The organism is Ruegeria sp. HKCCSP351 (genome assembly GCF_017872535.1).
Lineage (GTDB): Bacteria > Pseudomonadota > Alphaproteobacteria > Rhodobacterales > Rhodobacteraceae > Ruegeria.
Genome location: NZ_JAEDOV010000001.1, coordinates 700,475 through 716,745, shown reverse-complemented (window position 1 = coordinate 716,745; position 16,271 = coordinate 700,475). Strand labels below are relative to the sequence as shown.

The window sequence follows — 16,271 nt, the reverse complement described above, 5'->3', positions numbered from 1 at the left end:
GACATAGTTTTCCAAGATTCGCACACAGGGAAACCGCTTGCCGGCATCAAGATCTGACAGGTGCTATCTAAACCGATCATCATTGAACCTACGCCAAACTGGTCGTTCATCCCCAGTTCATGTTGAAATCGGTAGATTGTGTAGGTGGTTGCGCAGTAAAGAGTGCCGAAGATGAGAAAGCTCTTAACCATCATGTTTCTTATTGTCTTTCTCCAGCCCGGAGAAGGCAATTCAGCCGTTCGTGAGCTGAAGCAGGCAGAGCTGCGCAAAGCGACAACGTCTGGCAACGCAATCCGTCTGCAAAAAGTCATCAAAGGGGTCGAGCAGGTCTTTGGCGGCACGCCCATTGATGCGCGTGCTTTTCAGGCCGACAAAGTTTACTACCGAGTACTGGTCAAAAAACCGAACGGGAAGATTGTCAGTGTTATTGTTAACGCAAAAACCGGCGTCGTCGTTTCCAACAGGTCCAAAATCGGAAAACAAATCTCGGAAGCGGCAAAATCTGCGCCTGGAAACTCGGCCAGTGCAAGATCTCAAGGCAAGTCTTCAGCCAAAGCAAATGGTGGTCAAAGCGGCAACCGCGGGAACAGTGGTGGCGGTCGCGGCAACTCTGGTGGCAATGGCGGAGGCAACTCCGGAGGTAAAGGCGGCGGCAACTCCGGTGGTAACGGTGGTGGCAATGGCGGTGGCAATGGCGGTGGTAACGGTGGTGGCAATTCTGGCGGCAACGGTGGTGGAAACGGTGGCGGCAACGGCGGTGGCAAAAAGTAATGGTTAAACTGCCAATCGCGCGCCTATAATTCCCAAGTATGAGAGTCTTACTGGCAGAAGACGAGCCGCACCTTTGCGAGCAGATCAAGAAACTGTTGAACGCTGAAGGTCGGGTCGTGGACATTGTGAACAGCGGCCTAGAAGCTTTGCATCTGGGCGCAACAGAACCTTATGACATGATCATCCTCGATATTGGATTGCCGGAACGCGACGGCATTTCAGTTCTGCGGGAATGGCGCAGTGCGGGTATCAAGACACCTGTGCTGATCCTCACGGCCCGCGATGGCTGGAGCGAAAGGGTCGACGGGTTGGACGCGGGCGCGGACGACTACATGACCAAGCCGTTCCATATGCCCGAACTGGCAGCGCGGGTCCGCGCCATTCTGCGGCGGCAGAGCGGTCAGTTGAATCCCGTCGTTGAAATGGGAAATGTTGTGCTGGACACCCGCAACGGGCGTGTAACGGCGGATGGTGTGCCAATCGACCTGACTGCGCAGGAGCTGGCTGTTCTCACGTATCTCGCCCACAATGTTGGGCGTATGATTTCAAGGACCGAGCTGTCAGAGCATATCTACGAATACGACGGGGACAGGGATTCGAACACAATTGCCGTCTTTATAACCCGTCTGCGCAAAAAACTTGGCCCTGATCTGATCACAACGATTCGGGGCCGCGGATACATGATCGACTCCGCCTGATGTTATCCCTGCGTCAACGGGCTCTACTGGGGGGGACCGCGTCGGGTGCCCTTTCAGTGGGTGTCGGTACGCTGGCCGTGTTCTCGTTCATCAATGCCCGCGTTTCAGACAGGTTTGATACCGCATTGCTTGATCGTCACACGCAACTGGTCGTTGGGTTGAGCGTCACGACCCATGACCCGGATGCGCTGCGCGATTTGATGTTCGATCCAGCCTATGGCACACCGTATTCTGGCCGATACTGGCAAGTAAGCAACAGCGAAGGCGAAATCTTTACGTCGGCTTCCCTGTTCGACGGAGTCATCGCCGAACCCCCTGGCACCCCTGATGTAACGACGCTTTGGAATACTCGTGGTCCAGAAAACGAAGCTTTACGAGGAGCCTATCAGAAAATTACCTATGAGGACGGTACGGTCTGGGGGGTCAGCGTTGCCGAAAGTCAGGCCCAGCTTGTCGCAGAGCGTCACGCTGCACAACAAAGCCTGCTTCCGGTTTTTGCGCTGGTCGGTCTGATCGGTGTCGTTGGATCGCTACTTCTGACGTCAATCATCCTGACACCACTCAGAAAGCTAAGGTCGGATGTGGCGCACCGTTGGGATCGGGACGAAGACCTTAAACCAGGTGATTATCCTGAAGAGGTCTCTCCTCTGGTCGAGGATCTGAACCAGCTCTTGCGCCGAAACCGGGAAATTGTATCGGGATCACGTCGTCAGGCGGCAGATTTGGCTCATGCCCTGAAAACACCTACCGCGATCATGCGCAACGAATTGTTGCTGTTGTCCGAAGCGGGAGGTTCTACGGAGACCGCTGTGGAAGCTCTCGACCGTATTGACGCGCAGCTGGGCCGGTCGCTTGCCCGAATGCGGGCGCTGAATACTGCGGACTTGACCCATTCTCGTACCGAACTGTCTCATTCGATTGATCGACTGGCGCGTCTGTTCACGACCATGGCCGAGCGCGAAGGAAAGTCATTGGAAATTGAACGCGACCCCGGTCTTTGGGTGCGAATGGACGCGCAGGATATCGAAGAGGTCTTGGGCAACCTGCTGGACAACGCGGTCAAATGGTGCAAATCCAAGGTCCGATTGACGGCTGGGAGAACCCAGAACGGGATTGAAGTTGTGATTGACGACGATGGTCCGGGAATTCCTCAGGACGCTCACCGCGAGGCACTGCGATCGGGGGGGAGGCTGGATACCTCTGTCTCGGGCAGTGGCCTTGGGCTGGCCATCGCGGTTGATTTGTTGAAGGCCTATGACAGTCGACTTGATCTGGGTGCATCCAACTCGCTTGGCGGTCTGGAATGCCGGATCGTAATTCCGAAGGGAACCAATGCGCATCCTGCGTCAGGCTGATCATTTGCCCTGAAGGTTCAGGGTGTTTTGGGTGTGTCGTACGTGGACAAGATGCGAAAACAAGAAAAGCGGACCCGTGACAGGTCCGCTTTTGCCCCTACGGGCGATAGGCAGCCAAGGTGGGCTTAGCTGCTCATGTCATAGGCCCGCTCACCATGTACCGAGAGGTCGAGGCCATTTGTCTCGGTCTCGGCGTTTACGCGAAGTGGTGTGATCAGTGCAACCGCCTTGACCAGAACTATCGTGACAGCTGCCGTAAAGACACCCACGATAACCAGCCCGCCCAACTGTGCGGTCCATGTGCCAAGGCCAAACACGGCGATCATGATGGTGCCGAAGATGCCTCCGACGCCATGTACCGCGAACACGTCCAGCGTATCGTCGATATTCAGCTTGTTGCGCACCAGACTGACGGCTTCCTGACACAGAACGCCCGCAACAGCGCCGATGATAAGGGCCTGAACCGGACCCACAAAACCCGAAGCGGGCGTGATCGAGGCCAAACCTGCAATTGTTCCGGTAACAAGACCCACCATCGAGGCTTTGCCAAAGCGGATGCGTTCCCAAAGCGCCCATGTCAGCGAGGCGGTTGCGGCGGACAGGTGGGTAACGGTCATCGCCATCGCAGCACCACCGTCCGCGGCCAGTTGCGAACCGCCATTGAAGCCGAACCAGCCGACCCACAGCATCGCGGCGCCGACCATGACGTAGCCGGGATTATGCGGCGGGGTCGTGCGGTTTCGGCGCGGGCCAAGGATGACGGCGATGATCAGGGCTGCCAGACCAGCGGTTTCGTGCACCACGATACCACCTGCGAAATCACGCACGCCAATGTCGCCCAAAATACCTCCATCGGCCAGCATGCCACCGCCCCAGATCCAGTGAACCACCGGCGCATAGCACAGCAGCATCCACAGCGCCGAGAAGGTCAGCACAAAGCCAAAGCCCACCCGTTCGACATATGCGCCCACGATCAGGGCTGGGGTGATGATGGCAAAGGTCATCTGAAAGGCAAAGAACAGGATTTCCGGTAGAGTGCCAGCAAGGCTGTCCACATCAACACCGTTGAGGAAAGCCTTGCCCAAACCACCCCAAAGCCCACTTTCACCGGGCCCAAAGGCGATGGAGTACCCGGCGACCAGCCACAGAATGCTCATCAAACAGGCAATGGCAAAGCAATGCATAAAAACGCTGAGCACGTTTCGGGCACGTACAAGCCCGCCGTAAAACAAGGCCAGCCCCGGCAACGTCATGAAAAGGACCAGAGCTGTAGCAACAATGATCCAGGCTGTATCGGCTCCATTCATGGGCCGCTCTCCTTTTCCCTGCATGGTTTCCCGGGCAGGTCATCTGACAACGCTCCGGGGTCGAGTGAGTGTATGTGCAGAGCCTTGAAGCGGAGGGCAGGTGAGGAAAAAAGAGGCAACACCCGAAATGAGCGCCTGTTTTGTCACCTTTTGTTCAAGTGATGACAGTTTTGGCGGCTGTGGGCAGATAATGCCTAAAAATCGTGCGTGTTATGAAAGTCCAGTCAGAAGTAACGCCAGCGCATGGTCCCGCGCGGCGCGGCGCACCGCATCCCGCCCTTGCGCGCCAAACTCAATCGTTTCACTCCGGGTTTCCCGGCCTTCTCTGGCCAGTCCGAAACATACGCGCCCTTCGGGTTTAAATTCAGACCCGCCCGGCCCGGCAATGCCGGTAATCGCGACGGCAAGCTGCGCTTGTGAGTTGCGCAATGCGCCTTCGGCCATTTCGCGAGCGACCTGCTCGGACACTGCGCCGAAAGCCTCCAGGGTTTCTGCCAACACACCCAGCATGTCCTGTTTGGCCCTGTTGGTATAGGTGACAAAACCCCGATCCACGACAGCCGAACTGCCGGGTATATCCGTCAGGGCCGCAGCGACCATACCGCCGGTGCAGCTTTCCGCTGTGGCGATCATAACGCCCTGCGCTTTGGCGCGGTTCAGCAGGTCGGGCACGTTCATAGGCCCAAAATCCCGTGTGCGATGCCTGCCAGAACCATCACGCCAATGGCTGCGAGAATACCCGCAATCACGTCGTCCAGCATCACTCCCATAGGATCGCCGCGACGATCTGCCCAACCGACGGGGCCAGGTTTGGTGATGTCGAACAGGCGGAACAGGGCAAACCCGGCAACCCAACCGGGCCAGAGGGCGGTTATGTCGATCCCATGCGCCCAGGACGGATATGAGATCGCCCAGAGTGCAATGAACTGGCCTGCAACCTCATCAATAACGATTTCCGACGGGTCGTGATCGTCCTGACCGTCGGTCATCACGCGCGTGGCCCACAGGCCGCCTGCGAACACCACCAGTGTCGCGATTGCCAGCAATGGGAATCCCCCCAGCGTGTGCAGGCCCCAAGCCATCGGCAGCGCGGCCAGCGAACCCCAGGTGCCGGGGGCAGGGCGCATATATCCGACACCGCCAACGGTACCAATCAACTGCGCCGCGTTCATGATTTCACCAGACAGGCCGTCGCAATCGATGCGATGCCTTCACCGCGACCGGTGAAGCCCAGACGCTCGGACGTGGTGGCCTTGACCGAGACCTGATCGGCCCGCAAGCCCATGATTTTGGACATTTCTTCGCGCATGACAGCGGCGTGAGGGCCAATCTTCGGATATTCACAGACCAGCGTGCAATCCACGTTCGAGATGCGATACCCCATCTGTCCGGCCAGTTCGACCGCGTGACGCAGAAATATCTCGCTGGCGGCACCTTTCCATTGCGGATCCGAGGGAGGAAAATGCTGTCCGATATCGCCTTGCGCCAATGCGCCATAAATCGCGTCGGTTACAGCATGCATCCCGACATCCGCATCCGAATGCCCCTGCAACCCGCGATCATGGGGAACCTTCACACCGCAAAGGACCACATGATCCCCGTCGCCAAACCGGTGCACGTCATAGCCGTTGCCAAGTCTTACATCCATATCCATTCCCATGATGCGTTCCGCCCGGGCAAAATCCTCGGGGTGAGTGATCTTCAGGTTGTCCGCATCGCCCGGTACGATGCAGACATCTACCCCCGCAGCGCGTGCAACCTCAACATCATCGGCAGCACCGCCCGGATGCGCCGCATGGGCGGCGGAGATGGTGTCATAATGAAAGCCTTGCGGTGTCTGTGCCGCAAACAGGTTGCTGCGGTCTTGCGTGCCTGTCACGGCCCCGTCTTGTCCTGTCCACAAGGCATCGGTTACCGCCAGTCCGGGGGCTGCGGCCTGATGTGCATCCAATGCGGTCAAGACATCCTGAATGGTGCGCGACGAAACACAAGGTCGGGCAACGTCATGAATCAAGACGCGCGTCACTTCGAGATGTGTCAGGGCCTTCAAACCGTTGCGCACAGAACCCGCGCGATCCGTGCCGCCCGTCGCGAGGATCAGATCGTTGTTACGAAACTCCTCCCAGGCCAGAGTGTCTTCGTCGGATAAGACCAGAACGATATGGGCGACCTGTCCGCGGAACCGATCGATTGTCCAGTCTGCCACGCGGCGGCCTGCAAGGCTGCGCCACTGTTTTGGGACGTCGCCCCCGGCGCGTAGGCCGCGGCCTGCGGCGACTATGATGGCAGCTGTGGTCATGCCGGGCGCCCTCCATTTTGTTGCGTTTGTTTAGGCGGCGGTGATTGCAGAGGCAATCACCCATGGTCTTGTGATTAAAAAATAGGCATTTGATGGTTTTGCAGGCTTGTTGCGCGTCGTTTTGTTGTTCATATGCGCAGAATTCGATATCAGAACTGCAACTGCCCAAGGATTAAGCACGTTGACTTTGCGCTTCGCTGACAAACTCTTAACACCGCCGGTTTTGCTGGCCCCGATGGCCGGAATCACGGATCGCCCGTTTCGGGATCTGGTTATGCGCTTTGGCGCCGGCATGGTCGTCAGCGAAATGGTCGCCAGTCAGGAAATGGTGCAGGCCAAACCCGGAGTGCGGGAACGCGCCGAACTGTCCGCCGATGTGGAAAACACAGCTGTGCAACTGGCAGGGCGCGAGGCGCATTGGATGGCCGAGGCCGCGCGTCAGGTTGCTGATCGGGGCGCGCGGGTGATCGACATCAACATGGGGTGTCCCGCCAAGAAGGTAACAAATGGGTATTCCGGTTCGGCCCTGCTGAAAACACCGGACCACGCACTGACGCTGATCGAGGCCGTTGTCAGTGCAGTTGACGTTCCGGTGACATTGAAAACCCGTCTGGGGTGGGATGACACCCTGCTGAATGCCCCCGAGGTTGCGCGCCGTGCACAAGAGGTAGGCGTTCAGATGGTTACGATCCACGGACGCACGCGATGCCAGTTCTACAAGGGGCGCGCTGACTGGAGCGCGATCCAGGCCGTGAAACAGGCCGTGTCGATTCCGGTCATTGCGAACGGAGATATTGTAGACACAGCTGCCGCACGAACCGCTTTGGAACAATCTGGTGCAGATGGGGTCATGGTCGGGCGTGGCGCGCAGGGTAAACCCTGGCTTCTGGCGCAGATCAGTCACGACCTTTACGGGGCGGATGCGCCGGATATTCCGGTCGGGAATGACCTGATCGACATGGTGCGCACGCATTATCAGGCGATGCTGGGGTTCTACGGTGCCGATCTGGGCCTGCGTGTCGCCCGTAAGCATCTGGGATGGTATATGGATCAGGCCGCAACCCCTGCGCCGCTGCGCCGGGCGGTTCTGACGTCGCGCAACACGGATGATGTCCTGCGCCTTCTTGGGGATGCAATTGCCGAAACGGGCGAGGCGGCGGCATGAACTCCAACGCCAACATCTGGAACTCTTTGCCGGTTCCGGCTTTCATTATTGATGAAAACGACTGCATCGCAGATGTGAATTCGGCGGGCGAGGGGTTTTTGAATGCCTCGCGCCGGTCGGTAATCGGGCATCCGGTATGGGACCAGATCGCCGTTGACGCGCCGCTTGAGGAAGCATTCCTGCGCGCCCGGTCGCAAGGCACGCCACTGTTCGTTAATGACGTGGATGCGGGTTCTGGGAATCGTGCACCCTTGCAATGTGCGTTGCAAATCGCGCCTCTGGTCGGGCATCCGGGGTCGATGATCATGATCATATCGCCTCGTGAACTGGCGGGCCGGATGACCTTGGGCAACACGGTCAAGTCAGCGGCGCAGTCGGCGATTGGCATGGCCGAGATGCTGGCGCACGAAATTAAGAACCCACTGGCCGGGATTACCGGTGCAGCGCAACTGCTGAGCATGAATATTTCGTCACAGGATCTTGAACTTACAGACCTTATTGTGGCCGAAAGCCGCAGGATCGTGAAGCTTCTGGAACAGGTCGAGCAATTCGGCAACTTGCAGAAACCGGACCTCAGGCCGGTCAATATCCACGATGTACTGGACCGTGCAAGGCGGTCCGCGCTGCTGGGATTTGGCGCGGATATGACAATCATCGAGGATTACGATCCGTCATTGCCGCTGGCCTATGGCGATCCGGACCAGTTTCTTCAGGTGGTTCTGAACCTGCTGAAAAACGCATCCGAGGCCGCGGGGCCTCAGGGCGGAACAATCCGTCTGCGCACGTATTTCGAACATTCCTTCCGCCTGCGCCGAAGTGATGGATCGGGTCATTCCCTGCCGTTGCAGATCGAGATCATCGATGACGGTCCGGGCCTGCCCGAGGATATCCGCGGTGACATTTTTGACCCGTTCGTGTCGGGCAAGGAAAACGGCACCGGTCTGGGACTGGCGCTGGTCAGCAAGATCGTTTCCGACCATGACGGCTGGATTTCGGCCGACTCCGTGCCCGGCCGCACCGTTTTCAAACTGTCGCTGCGCCGCGCGCCGCGAGATGCAACAGAGCACAAGAAGGAGAGCACCTGATGGATGGCACCGTACTGGTTGCGGATGACGACCGCACAATCCGCACCGTTCTGACTCAGGCGCTGACGCGGGCCGGATGCAAGGTGCACGCAACGTCTTCGCTGACCACCCTGATGCGTTGGGTCGGCGAAGGCAAAGGCGACGTGGTGATCTCGGACGTTGTCATGCCTGATGGCAACGGTCTGGAAATGCTGCCGAAGATCGCAAAGGATCGCCCTGGATTGCCGGTTATCGTGATTTCCGCGCAAAACACGATCATGACCGCGATTCAGGCGGCTGAGGCTGACGCATATGACTATCTGCCCAAACCGTTTGACCTGCCGGATTTGATGAAACGCACGGCGCGAGCGCTTGATCAGAAGCAGCACGCACAGCCGGAACCCATACAGGCAGGTGGTGAGCGTCCGGATGAGCTGCCGCTGGTCGGCCGCACGCCAGTCATGCAGGCTTTGTATCGGTTGGTCGCCCGCGTGATGAACACCGACCTGCCGGTTATGATCTCGGGTGAAAGCGGAACGGGTAAATCGCTGATTGCCCGGGCAATTCACGACTTTTCGGATCGGCGTACATTACCCTTTGTCACAGTCACCGCAGCCGACCTAAGCGATCTGGAGGGCCCGGCCCGCGTGATGGCGCGGGTGCGTGGCGGTACGCTGCTGATAGATGAAATCGCGGATATCGGCGATGAAATTCAAGCCCGCGTGGTGCGTATGATGGACACGCCCGGCGATCATGTTCCGCGTTTCATGGCAACCAGCCAGACAAACTTGACCGATGGAATGGAAAACGGCCGTATCCGTCAGGACTTGTACTATCGTTTGTGCGGGGCGACGATCCACGTGCCCTCGTTGCGTGAAAGGGTCGACGATATTCAACTGCTGGCCGAACATTTCCTGGCCCGGGAAGAGAAGGAAAGCGGAAACAAGCGGTGGCTCAGCCCGGAAGCGGTTGAGTTGGTGCGGCGCTATTCATGGCCAGGGAACGTCCGGCAACTGGAAAACGCCGTTCGCCGTTTGGGGCTGACCAGCCGGGCAGATGAGATTTCGAAGGCCGAGGTGGAAATGGTGTTGGGCAGCCAGCCTGAGGCTGCGCCGGTTCTGAGCGGCGGCGAACGCGAGAAGCTTTCAACCTCGGTCGAGCGTCACCTGCGACGGTATTTCGATCTGCACGGCAATATATTGCCGCCGCCGGGCCTTTATCAGCGGATTTTGCGTGAGGTTGAGGCCCCGCTGATCGAAATCGCATTGGATGCAACTGGTGGGAACCAGGCAAAATGTGCTGATTTACTGGGGATTAACCGAAATACGCTGCGAAAAAAGATAACAGATCTCGATATACAGGTGACACGGCGCCGCAAACTGATGTAATATCGCCACACAAACCGTGGCATCCCGGCATCTGTCGGGAAAAGATCACGACATATGGCGGTAAGCCGCACAAGCGGCACATCAGGATGAGGGCAGACGGTGGCAACCCGAGCACAGAGCGGGATGATCCCATCGATTGGTCGATGGCGTAAATCACGGAAACTGCGCAATTTCGGCACCTTTGGGCTGGTCCTCATGGGGCCAGTTCTGGCGCTTGCCACATACCTCGTCATTGGTCCTTTTGACCTAGGTGCGACCGCGCCGACATTGCGGCTGATTCTGCTGGCTGATCTTGTCTATGTTCTGGTTGTGGCAGCTTTGGTGCTCAGTCAGTTGGGCAGCCTGATTGCTGCAAGGCGGGCCAAGTCGGCAGGCTCGCGTCTGCATTTGCGCCTGATCGGGGCGTTTACGCTGCTTGCGCTGGTTCCGACCGTTACGGTCGCCATTTTTGCTGGCCTGACCGTGAATATCGGTCTGGAAGGCTGGTTTTCGGATCGCGTGCGCCAGGTTGTCGGGTCTTCCCTTACGGCGGCAGAGGCTTATGAGCAGGAACATCGCAGCGGTCTGACGCAGGACGCAACCGTCCTAGCGCGGTTCCTGAACAATGCACGCTCAGTGGAATTTTACATTTCTGATGCCGAACTCCGCGAGGTTCTGGCGCAGGGGCAGGCCCGGATTCAGCGCGGATTGCGCGAGGCCTATGTCATCGACGGCACGGGCGAAATCCGGTCGCGCGGGGATCGATCCTATCTGTTCAACTACGAGGCGCCTACAGCGGAACAGATGACCGAAGCGGCAGATAAGGGGCTGCTGATCATTGCCGACTGGCCGAATAATGAATTCCGTGCGCTGGTGCCGCTTACTGCTTATCTGGACCGTTACCTGTATGTCAGCCGCGAGGTGGATGGGCAGTTGTTGACACTGCTGGATGACACCAAGGAAACGGCACAGTTTTATCAACAATTGGAGAGTGAACGGGGCAGGGTGCTGTTCGAGTTCGGCCTGCTGTATCTCGGCTTTGCGCTGATCCTGATCCTGGCTGCGATGTCGTTGGGGATGTGGTTTGCCGAACGCCTGTCGCGCCCGGTAGGACGTTTGACCACGGCGGCGCAGCGGGTCGGCGCCGGAGACTTGAGCGTTCAGGTGATCGAAGAGGCCAGCGACGACGAAATTGCGATGTTGGGCCGATATTTCAACCAGATGACCCGACAACTCAAAGGGCAGCGGGACACGCTGCTGGAAAACACCCAGCAAATCGAAAGCAGGCGTCGCTTGTTTGATTCCGTGCTCAGTTCGGTCACGTCCGGTGTTGTCGGCGTGGATCCCGATGGATGCGTTACCTTCGTCAACCGTTCGGCTGAACGCTTGCTGGACTGGTCGCGGGGCGAAGAACACCTGGCTATCGGCATTGCGGTTCCCGAGTTTCTGCCTTTGTTTGAGAGCCTCAAGGACAGCGGGCAAGAAGCCGTTCAGGGCGAGATCAAGGTCACACGCAAGGGGCGGCTAGAGAACCTGCTGGTCCGCATGGCCATCCGTCGCGGAGAGGATGGCGGGTTGGAAGGCTATGTGGTTGCCTTTGATGATGTAACCGATTTGGTCAGCGCGCAGCGAATGGCAGCGTGGGGTGACGTGGCCCGCCGCATTGCACATGAAATCAAGAACCCATTGACGCCGATCCAGCTCAGCGCAGAGCGCATCAAGCGCAAGTTTGCCCGCAAACTGGATGAGGAAGACAGCGGCAGCCTTGAATCGATGACCGGTGTCATCGTGCGGCAAACAAACGACCTGCGGCGTATCGTGGACGAGTTTTCCAAGTTCGCGCGGATGCCCGAACCCGTTCGCCGCGAAGAGGACTTAGTCGAACTGGTGCGCGAAGCCGTTCTTTTGCAGCACGCGGGACAACCGGACGTACAGATTGACGCTGACCTGCCGCAGCAGCCAATCATGGCGGATGTAGATGCGACCATGCTCAACCAAGCGTTGACCAACCTGATTAAGAATGCCGGAGAAGCTATTGTTACCTTGAAAGAAAAAGGGGCCCCGGAAAACCTGAAACCACAGATCAAGGTGGCTCTTTCAAGCGATGATGCAGGTACAGTCATCACCATTGCAGACAATGGGATCGGTCTACCGGAAGACCGGGCGCGTTTGTTTGAACCTTATGTAACGACACGCGACGAAGGGACCGGATTGGGCCTTCCGATTGTCAAGAAAATCATAGAAGAGCACGGCGGCGCGCTGACCCTTGAGGACGCGCCCGTATTTGACGGACAGGGCCATTTTGGCGCAATGGCTGTGATCCGTTTGCCTGGGGCAAGTATGTCCCCAACCGTTGCGCCACAGAAGCAGGCAATTAGAACCAACAAACTGAAAGCAGGCCAAAGATGAGCGACATTCTGATCGTAGATGACGAGCGCGATATTCGCGAGCTGGTGTCCGACATTCTGGAGGACGAAGGCTATTCAACCCGGCTGGCAGCCAACTCGGACGAGTGCATGGCGTCGATCAATTCCGAACCGCCGGGTCTGTTGATTCTGGATATCTGGCTGAAAGACAGCCGCATGGACGGGATCGATATTCTCAAGGCGGTAAAGCGTGATAACCCGGATGTGCCGGTGGTGATTATTTCCGGCCACGGCAACATTGAAATCGCTGTAGCGGCCATCAAACAGGGTGCTTACGACTTTATCGAGAAGCCCTTTAACATTGACCAGTTGATGGTGGTGATCCGCCGCGCGATGGAGACGTCTCGTCTGCGGCGCGAGAACGCGTCCCTGAAGCGGAAAGAGGTCAACAACTCGGATATGATCGGCAAATCCGCGTCGTTCCGGGCCATGCAGGGGCAGTTGGACAAGGTGACCAAATCAAACGGTCGCGTCATGTTGCGCGGGCCTGCGGGTTCTGGCAAGGAAATCGCTGCGCGTTATATCCATGCCCACTCCAACCGTGCGAACGCTCCGTTCGTGACCGTCAACTGCGCCGGGATTGAGCCTGAGCGTGTGGAAGAAGTTCTGTTTGGTCGGGAATCAGCCGAACGCGGCGTGGAATCTGGATTGCTGGAAGAAGCCCACGGCGGCGTGGTCTATTTTGATGAAGTGTCCGACATGCCATTGGGTACACAGTCCAAAATCCTGCGTGTGCTGGTAGATCAGCAATTCCAGCGCGTAGGTGGCTCGGACAAAGTGCGCGTGGACCTTCGGGTGATCTCATCGACCAACAAGGATCTTGATGATGAAATCGCGGCCGAACGTTTCCGGGAAGAGCTGTATCACCGTCTGAATGTGGTACCGATTACCGTTCCCTCTCTCGAGGACAGGCGCGAAGATATTCCGGTTCTGGCACAGCATTTCATTGAAATGTGTAATGAAACCCAAGGGTTGCCCATGCGGGAGCTGTCGGAAGAGGCGGTCGCTTTGCTTCAGACCATGACCTGGCCGGGTAACGTGCGTCAGCTGAAGAACCTGATCGAACGTGTTTTGATCCTGGGTGACGGCACCGGCCCGATTGAAGCGCGCGAGCTGCCAAACGAAGAAGACAAGGCCGAAGAGTCGGGCCGCGTTGTCTTGTCGGGTGCGCTGGCCACTTTGCCGCTGCGCGAGGCCCGCGAAGCGTTCGAGCGAGAATATCTGCTGACCCAGATCAACCGCTTTGGCGGCAATATCAGCCGCACCGCCAGCTTTGTCGGCATGGAACGCAGTGCGCTGCATCGCAAGTTAAAGTCGCTGGGTGTTGTGACCTCGAACAAATCCGGTGCGCGGGTCGCGCAAATCGACGAACCCGAACCGGCAGAATGAGTCTGGGGTCATAGTTCACGGACAGACGGATGTGTGGAAGTGATGGCGAGAACGGTAAACTCTGATCTGACTGGCCGGTTCGTCGAAGGCTACCCGGCTTTTGGCAGGCGGTTAAAGCGACTTCGACGGTCGATCGGATTGAAACAAGCAGCGCTGGCCGAGGTTCTGGAGGTCGATCAGACCACGGTTTCCAGATGGGAGAACGGGGTTCAGCTTCCAACGCCTGATCTGCAACACTCGGTGTTTGCTGCGCTGGCTCCTTTCAGGGCGGATGACAATGCGTTAAGAAAGCTTGTCGTGAACTCGACCGACTGCATCCATCTGGTTGAGGAGGCCGGCCACATGTGCCTGGCCTATTCCCGCCGGCGGGCGCGGGACTGGAAAACCTCCCAACGGGCACTGCTTGGCGTATCCCTTTGGCAATTTGCGACGGACGAAATCCGCCAGGCTGAGGCCGAGCTACAGGACGAGGGATGGTGGGATTTGCAAGCGCCCAACCCCAAGTCGTTTGTAACCTCCGAAGCGCGGCACGACCGTATCCGGATCAGCGCCGGACAGATCACTTGGGAACGCTTGTACCTGTCGGATGGAACGCCGGTCCGGCTGGTCAGTGGGGCACGGTCGGGACGCGCATAATTTATGCGTATTCCTGTGCGGTCGGGTGCAGTAGAACCGGCTTATGCCCCATCCATTACGCATCTTGTTACAGGTTTTGTTGCTTTGGCTTGCCGGGCTAGGTGCGGCGACCCAATTCGCCAAGATTGCGGTTCCTTTTGCTCAAGTCGCAGCCCTCTATCCTGCGCACGCGGACAAGATTGGCTGGCTTTTGTCAGTCATCAGCCTGATTGGCGCGATTCTTGGTGCATTGTCCGGCGCGATAGCCGGGCGAGTGGGGCCTGTCCGGCTGCTGATGTTTGGCTTGATCCTTGGCGGGGCGGTGTCCCTGTTTCAGGCCAGTATCCCCGGTTTGGGCCTGATGCTGGTCAGCCGCGTTGTCGAAGGGGTCTCTCATCTGGCTATCGTTGTCGCAGCACCAACACTGATTGCGCAAATCACGATTGGAAAATGGCGCAACGCGGCAATGGTTTTGTGGAGCAGTTTCTTTGGCGTCGCCTTTGCCCTGAACGCATGGCTTGGGCTTCCATTGATCTCTCGGGTCGGGCTTCCGGTTTATTTTGCTACCCATGGCGTGCTGATGTTTCTGATCGCCGGCTTGATCGTGTCTTTCCGTCCCAACAGTGCGTCGGCTTTGGCGAACAATCCTTTTTGGAACGTTCGAACACTGATTGACATACACGTAGAGACCTATCGTTCTGCGTTTGTGTCGGCCCCGGCGCTCGGGTGGTTCTTTTACACGCTGACCTTCGTCTCGCTGCTGGCCATTCTTCCGGGAAGATTGCCGGACGATGTCAGTGCGATGATTGCTGGTCTGATGCCGTTGGCCGGGATCGTGATTTCCTGGATTACCGTCCCAGTGTTGTTGAACGTTTGTTCTGCTGTTTTTGTTGTTACCCTCGGTTTCGGGCTGTCTATCCTTACGATAGGCGCCCTGTTTCTTGGCGCCCCGTTGCCCGTTGTCTGCATTGCGCTTTTTGCGGTGCTGGGGCTTGTTCAGGGCGGCAGCTTTGCGGCGGTGCCGCAGTTGAACTCGACACCCGAAAGCCAGGCGCTGAGCTATGGTGCGATGGCGCAGATGGGGAATGCGGGTAACCTATTGGGCACACCTGTTTTGCTTGCAATACTGTGGCGGACCAGTGAAGCAGGCATGTTGATTGCCGTGGTCGGGTTCTATGCTGTTGCCATGGCGCTTCATTTGTGGCTTACCGCGCGGCGCGAACGCGCTTGAACCGGACTGGAATGATCAATCGGAGGTACCGTGGTTTTGCTTACCCGGCTTGCCCCGGAGTGATGATCTGAAACGACCCGTCATCGAATTTCACAAAGCATGAAGCACTGTTGAGGGGCGGCAATGTTGTTGTTCGCGCCAATGGTACACGCGATTTCACATTTTGCTTGCAGGGCGGCAAACTGACAGGGCGAAATCCCTTTTCGGCCATGCATTGCGCCTCAACCGTGTTTCGCAGACCCTGATTCACATCGACGGTATAGACCCTGCCGGGCTGCCACCAGCCCGGGGATTGATAGCAACGACCCCTGCCGTCGCAATACGTGCGCCCGGGCCAATATGTCGGTGGACTTTGGCGGATCTGATTGGCAACTGGCACTTCTTTGACCGCCCTAAGCTGACACTGGGTGGTCTCTTTTTGCAGACGTGACACGGTTTCACCCTCGCGATAGTAAAGCGAGAGCGGCCCGCACGAGGACAGCACCATCAGGGGCACCAGCATAGGAAACAGCGTTTTCATATGCTTATCTTGCCGCAGCTGATCAGCGATGACAATTCAATTGACCGCTTTGGGGGCATCTGTC

At 57.8% G+C, this 16,271-nt stretch carries 16 protein-coding genes; 10 read left to right on the top strand and 6 right to left on the bottom strand.

The genetic code is table 11. The features are described 5' to 3' along the window. The first annotated feature begins 171 nt into the window (after nucleotides 1-171). From I9182_RS03505 to I9182_RS03495, 3 genes are read left to right on the top strand one after another with little or no spacing between them, the layout of a single operon-like run. Nucleotides 172-771, top strand: coding sequence for a PepSY domain-containing protein (locus I9182_RS03505; RefSeq protein ID WP_209596533.1), 600 nt, complete (start codon nucleotides 172-174; stop codon nucleotides 769-771). Between the two features lie 38 nt (nucleotides 772-809). Further along, entirely contained in the window at nucleotides 810-1,469 is a 660-nt protein-coding gene (locus I9182_RS03500) for a response regulator transcription factor (RefSeq protein ID WP_209503754.1), read from the top strand. After that, nucleotides 1,469-2,824 (top strand): HAMP domain-containing sensor histidine kinase, encoded by a 1,356-nt coding sequence (locus I9182_RS03495; RefSeq protein ID WP_209596531.1) that lies wholly within the window; start codon nucleotides 1,469-1,471, stop codon nucleotides 2,822-2,824. Before I9182_RS03500 ends, I9182_RS03495 begins: the two co-directional genes overlap by 1 nt. 125 nt (nucleotides 2,825-2,949) lie before the next feature. Here I9182_RS03495 and I9182_RS03490 read toward each other — a convergent pair whose 3' ends face one another. The 5 genes from I9182_RS03490 to I9182_RS20360 form a co-directional block, all read right to left on the bottom strand. After that, nucleotides 2,950-4,131 (bottom strand): ammonium transporter, encoded by a 1,182-nt coding sequence (locus tag I9182_RS03490; RefSeq protein WP_209596529.1) that lies wholly within the window; start codon nucleotides 4,129-4,131, stop codon nucleotides 2,950-2,952. Nucleotides 4,132-4,341: 210 nt separating this feature from the next. Next, nucleotides 4,342-4,809: a CinA family protein gene (locus tag I9182_RS03485; RefSeq protein WP_209503757.1), complete on the bottom strand. Its 468-nt coding sequence runs from the start codon at nucleotides 4,807-4,809 to the stop codon at nucleotides 4,342-4,344. Then, on the bottom strand, nucleotides 4,806-5,303 hold the full coding sequence (locus tag I9182_RS03480) for a phosphatidylglycerophosphatase A (protein WP_209596528.1): 498 nt from the start codon (nucleotides 5,301-5,303) through the stop codon (nucleotides 4,806-4,808). The genes I9182_RS03485 and I9182_RS03480 overlap by 4 nt, the downstream gene beginning before the upstream one ends. Then, the gene (locus I9182_RS03475) at nucleotides 5,300-6,430 is read right to left on the bottom strand and encodes a bifunctional 2-C-methyl-D-erythritol 4-phosphate cytidylyltransferase/2-C-methyl-D-erythritol 2,4-cyclodiphosphate synthase (protein ID WP_209596526.1); all 1,131 of its coding nucleotides are present in this window, start codon (nucleotides 6,428-6,430) and stop codon (nucleotides 5,300-5,302) included. Before I9182_RS03475 ends, I9182_RS03480 begins: the two co-directional genes overlap by 4 nt. Before the next feature lie 30 nt (nucleotides 6,431-6,460). Next, on the bottom strand, nucleotides 6,461-6,679 hold the full coding sequence (locus I9182_RS20360; RefSeq protein ID WP_245222467.1) for a hypothetical protein: 219 nt from the start codon (nucleotides 6,677-6,679) through the stop codon (nucleotides 6,461-6,463). On the opposite strand from I9182_RS20360, the gene dusB reads away from it, so the two are divergent. From dusB to I9182_RS03440, 7 genes are all read left to right on the top strand, one after another. Next, nucleotides 6,666-7,595, top strand: a complete 930-nt coding sequence (gene dusB, locus I9182_RS03470) for a tRNA dihydrouridine synthase DusB (protein WP_245222466.1) — start codon at nucleotides 6,666-6,668, stop codon at nucleotides 7,593-7,595. The two genes, I9182_RS20360 and dusB, sit on opposite strands and share 14 nt — an antisense overlap. Next, the gene (locus I9182_RS03465; protein WP_209596522.1) at nucleotides 7,592-8,680 is read left to right on the top strand and encodes an ATP-binding protein; all 1,089 of its coding nucleotides are present in this window, start codon (nucleotides 7,592-7,594) and stop codon (nucleotides 8,678-8,680) included. The genes dusB and I9182_RS03465 overlap by 4 nt, the downstream gene beginning before the upstream one ends. After that, entirely contained in the window at nucleotides 8,680-10,047 is a 1,368-nt protein-coding gene (locus tag I9182_RS03460; protein ID WP_209596513.1) for a response regulator, read from the top strand. The genes I9182_RS03465 and I9182_RS03460 overlap by 1 nt, the downstream gene beginning before the upstream one ends. A gap of 123 nt (nucleotides 10,048-10,170) precedes the next feature. Further along, nucleotides 10,171-12,435, top strand: a complete 2,265-nt coding sequence (locus I9182_RS03455; RefSeq protein ID WP_209596510.1) for a PAS domain-containing sensor histidine kinase — start codon at nucleotides 10,171-10,173, stop codon at nucleotides 12,433-12,435. After that, on the top strand, nucleotides 12,432-13,841 hold the full coding sequence (locus I9182_RS03450) for a sigma-54 dependent transcriptional regulator (protein ID WP_209596509.1): 1,410 nt from the start codon (nucleotides 12,432-12,434) through the stop codon (nucleotides 13,839-13,841). Before I9182_RS03455 ends, I9182_RS03450 begins: the two co-directional genes overlap by 4 nt. Nucleotides 13,842-13,883: 42 nt before the next feature. Then, on the top strand, nucleotides 13,884-14,477 hold the full coding sequence (locus I9182_RS03445; protein WP_209596507.1) for a helix-turn-helix transcriptional regulator: 594 nt from the start codon (nucleotides 13,884-13,886) through the stop codon (nucleotides 14,475-14,477). 43 nt (nucleotides 14,478-14,520) lie between these two features. Beyond that, nucleotides 14,521-15,687, top strand: a complete 1,167-nt coding sequence (locus I9182_RS03440) for an MFS transporter (protein ID WP_209596505.1) — start codon at nucleotides 14,521-14,523, stop codon at nucleotides 15,685-15,687. Between the two features lie 40 nt (nucleotides 15,688-15,727). Here the strand turns inward: I9182_RS03440 and I9182_RS03435 are convergent, their stop codons facing one another. Further along, nucleotides 15,728-16,207, bottom strand: a complete 480-nt coding sequence (locus tag I9182_RS03435; RefSeq protein ID WP_209503766.1) for a hypothetical protein — start codon at nucleotides 16,205-16,207, stop codon at nucleotides 15,728-15,730. Nucleotides 16,208-16,271 lie beyond the last annotated feature (64 nt).

Bases quoted from the DNA above. Each gene is read 5' to 3' on its own strand.
- I9182_RS03455 (WP_209596510.1), top strand. From the start codon at position 10,171: ATGATCCCATCGATTGGTCGATGGCGTAAATCACGGAAACTGCGCAAT.
- dusB (WP_245222466.1), top strand. From the start codon at position 6,666: ATGGCCGGAATCACGGATCGCCCGTTTCGGGATCTGGTTATGCGCTTT.
- I9182_RS03490 (WP_209596529.1), bottom strand. From the start codon at position 4,131: ATGAATGGAGCCGATACAGCCTGGATCATTGTTGCTACAGCTCTGGTC.
- I9182_RS03495 (WP_209596531.1), top strand. From the start codon at position 1,469: ATGTTATCCCTGCGTCAACGGGCTCTACTGGGGGGGACCGCGTCGGGT.
- I9182_RS03465 (WP_209596522.1), top strand. From the start codon at position 7,592: ATGAACTCCAACGCCAACATCTGGAACTCTTTGCCGGTTCCGGCTTTC.
- I9182_RS03485 (WP_209503757.1), bottom strand. From the start codon at position 4,809: ATGAACGTGCCCGACCTGCTGAACCGCGCCAAAGCGCAGGGCGTTATG.
- I9182_RS03480 (WP_209596528.1), bottom strand. From the start codon at position 5,303: ATGAACGCGGCGCAGTTGATTGGTACCGTTGGCGGTGTCGGATATATG.
- I9182_RS03445 (WP_209596507.1), top strand. From the start codon at position 13,884: ATGGCGAGAACGGTAAACTCTGATCTGACTGGCCGGTTCGTCGAAGGC.
- I9182_RS03460 (WP_209596513.1), top strand. From the start codon at position 8,680: ATGGATGGCACCGTACTGGTTGCGGATGACGACCGCACAATCCGCACC.
- I9182_RS03450 (WP_209596509.1), top strand. From the start codon at position 12,432: ATGAGCGACATTCTGATCGTAGATGACGAGCGCGATATTCGCGAGCTG.
- I9182_RS03505 (WP_209596533.1), top strand. From the start codon at position 172: ATGAGAAAGCTCTTAACCATCATGTTTCTTATTGTCTTTCTCCAGCCC.
- I9182_RS03500 (WP_209503754.1), top strand. From the start codon at position 810: ATGAGAGTCTTACTGGCAGAAGACGAGCCGCACCTTTGCGAGCAGATC.
- I9182_RS03475 (WP_209596526.1), bottom strand. From the start codon at position 6,430: ATGACCACAGCTGCCATCATAGTCGCCGCAGGCCGCGGCCTACGCGCC.
- I9182_RS03440 (WP_209596505.1), top strand. From the start codon at position 14,521: ATGCCCCATCCATTACGCATCTTGTTACAGGTTTTGTTGCTTTGGCTT.
- I9182_RS03435 (WP_209503766.1), bottom strand. From the start codon at position 16,207: ATGAAAACGCTGTTTCCTATGCTGGTGCCCCTGATGGTGCTGTCCTCG.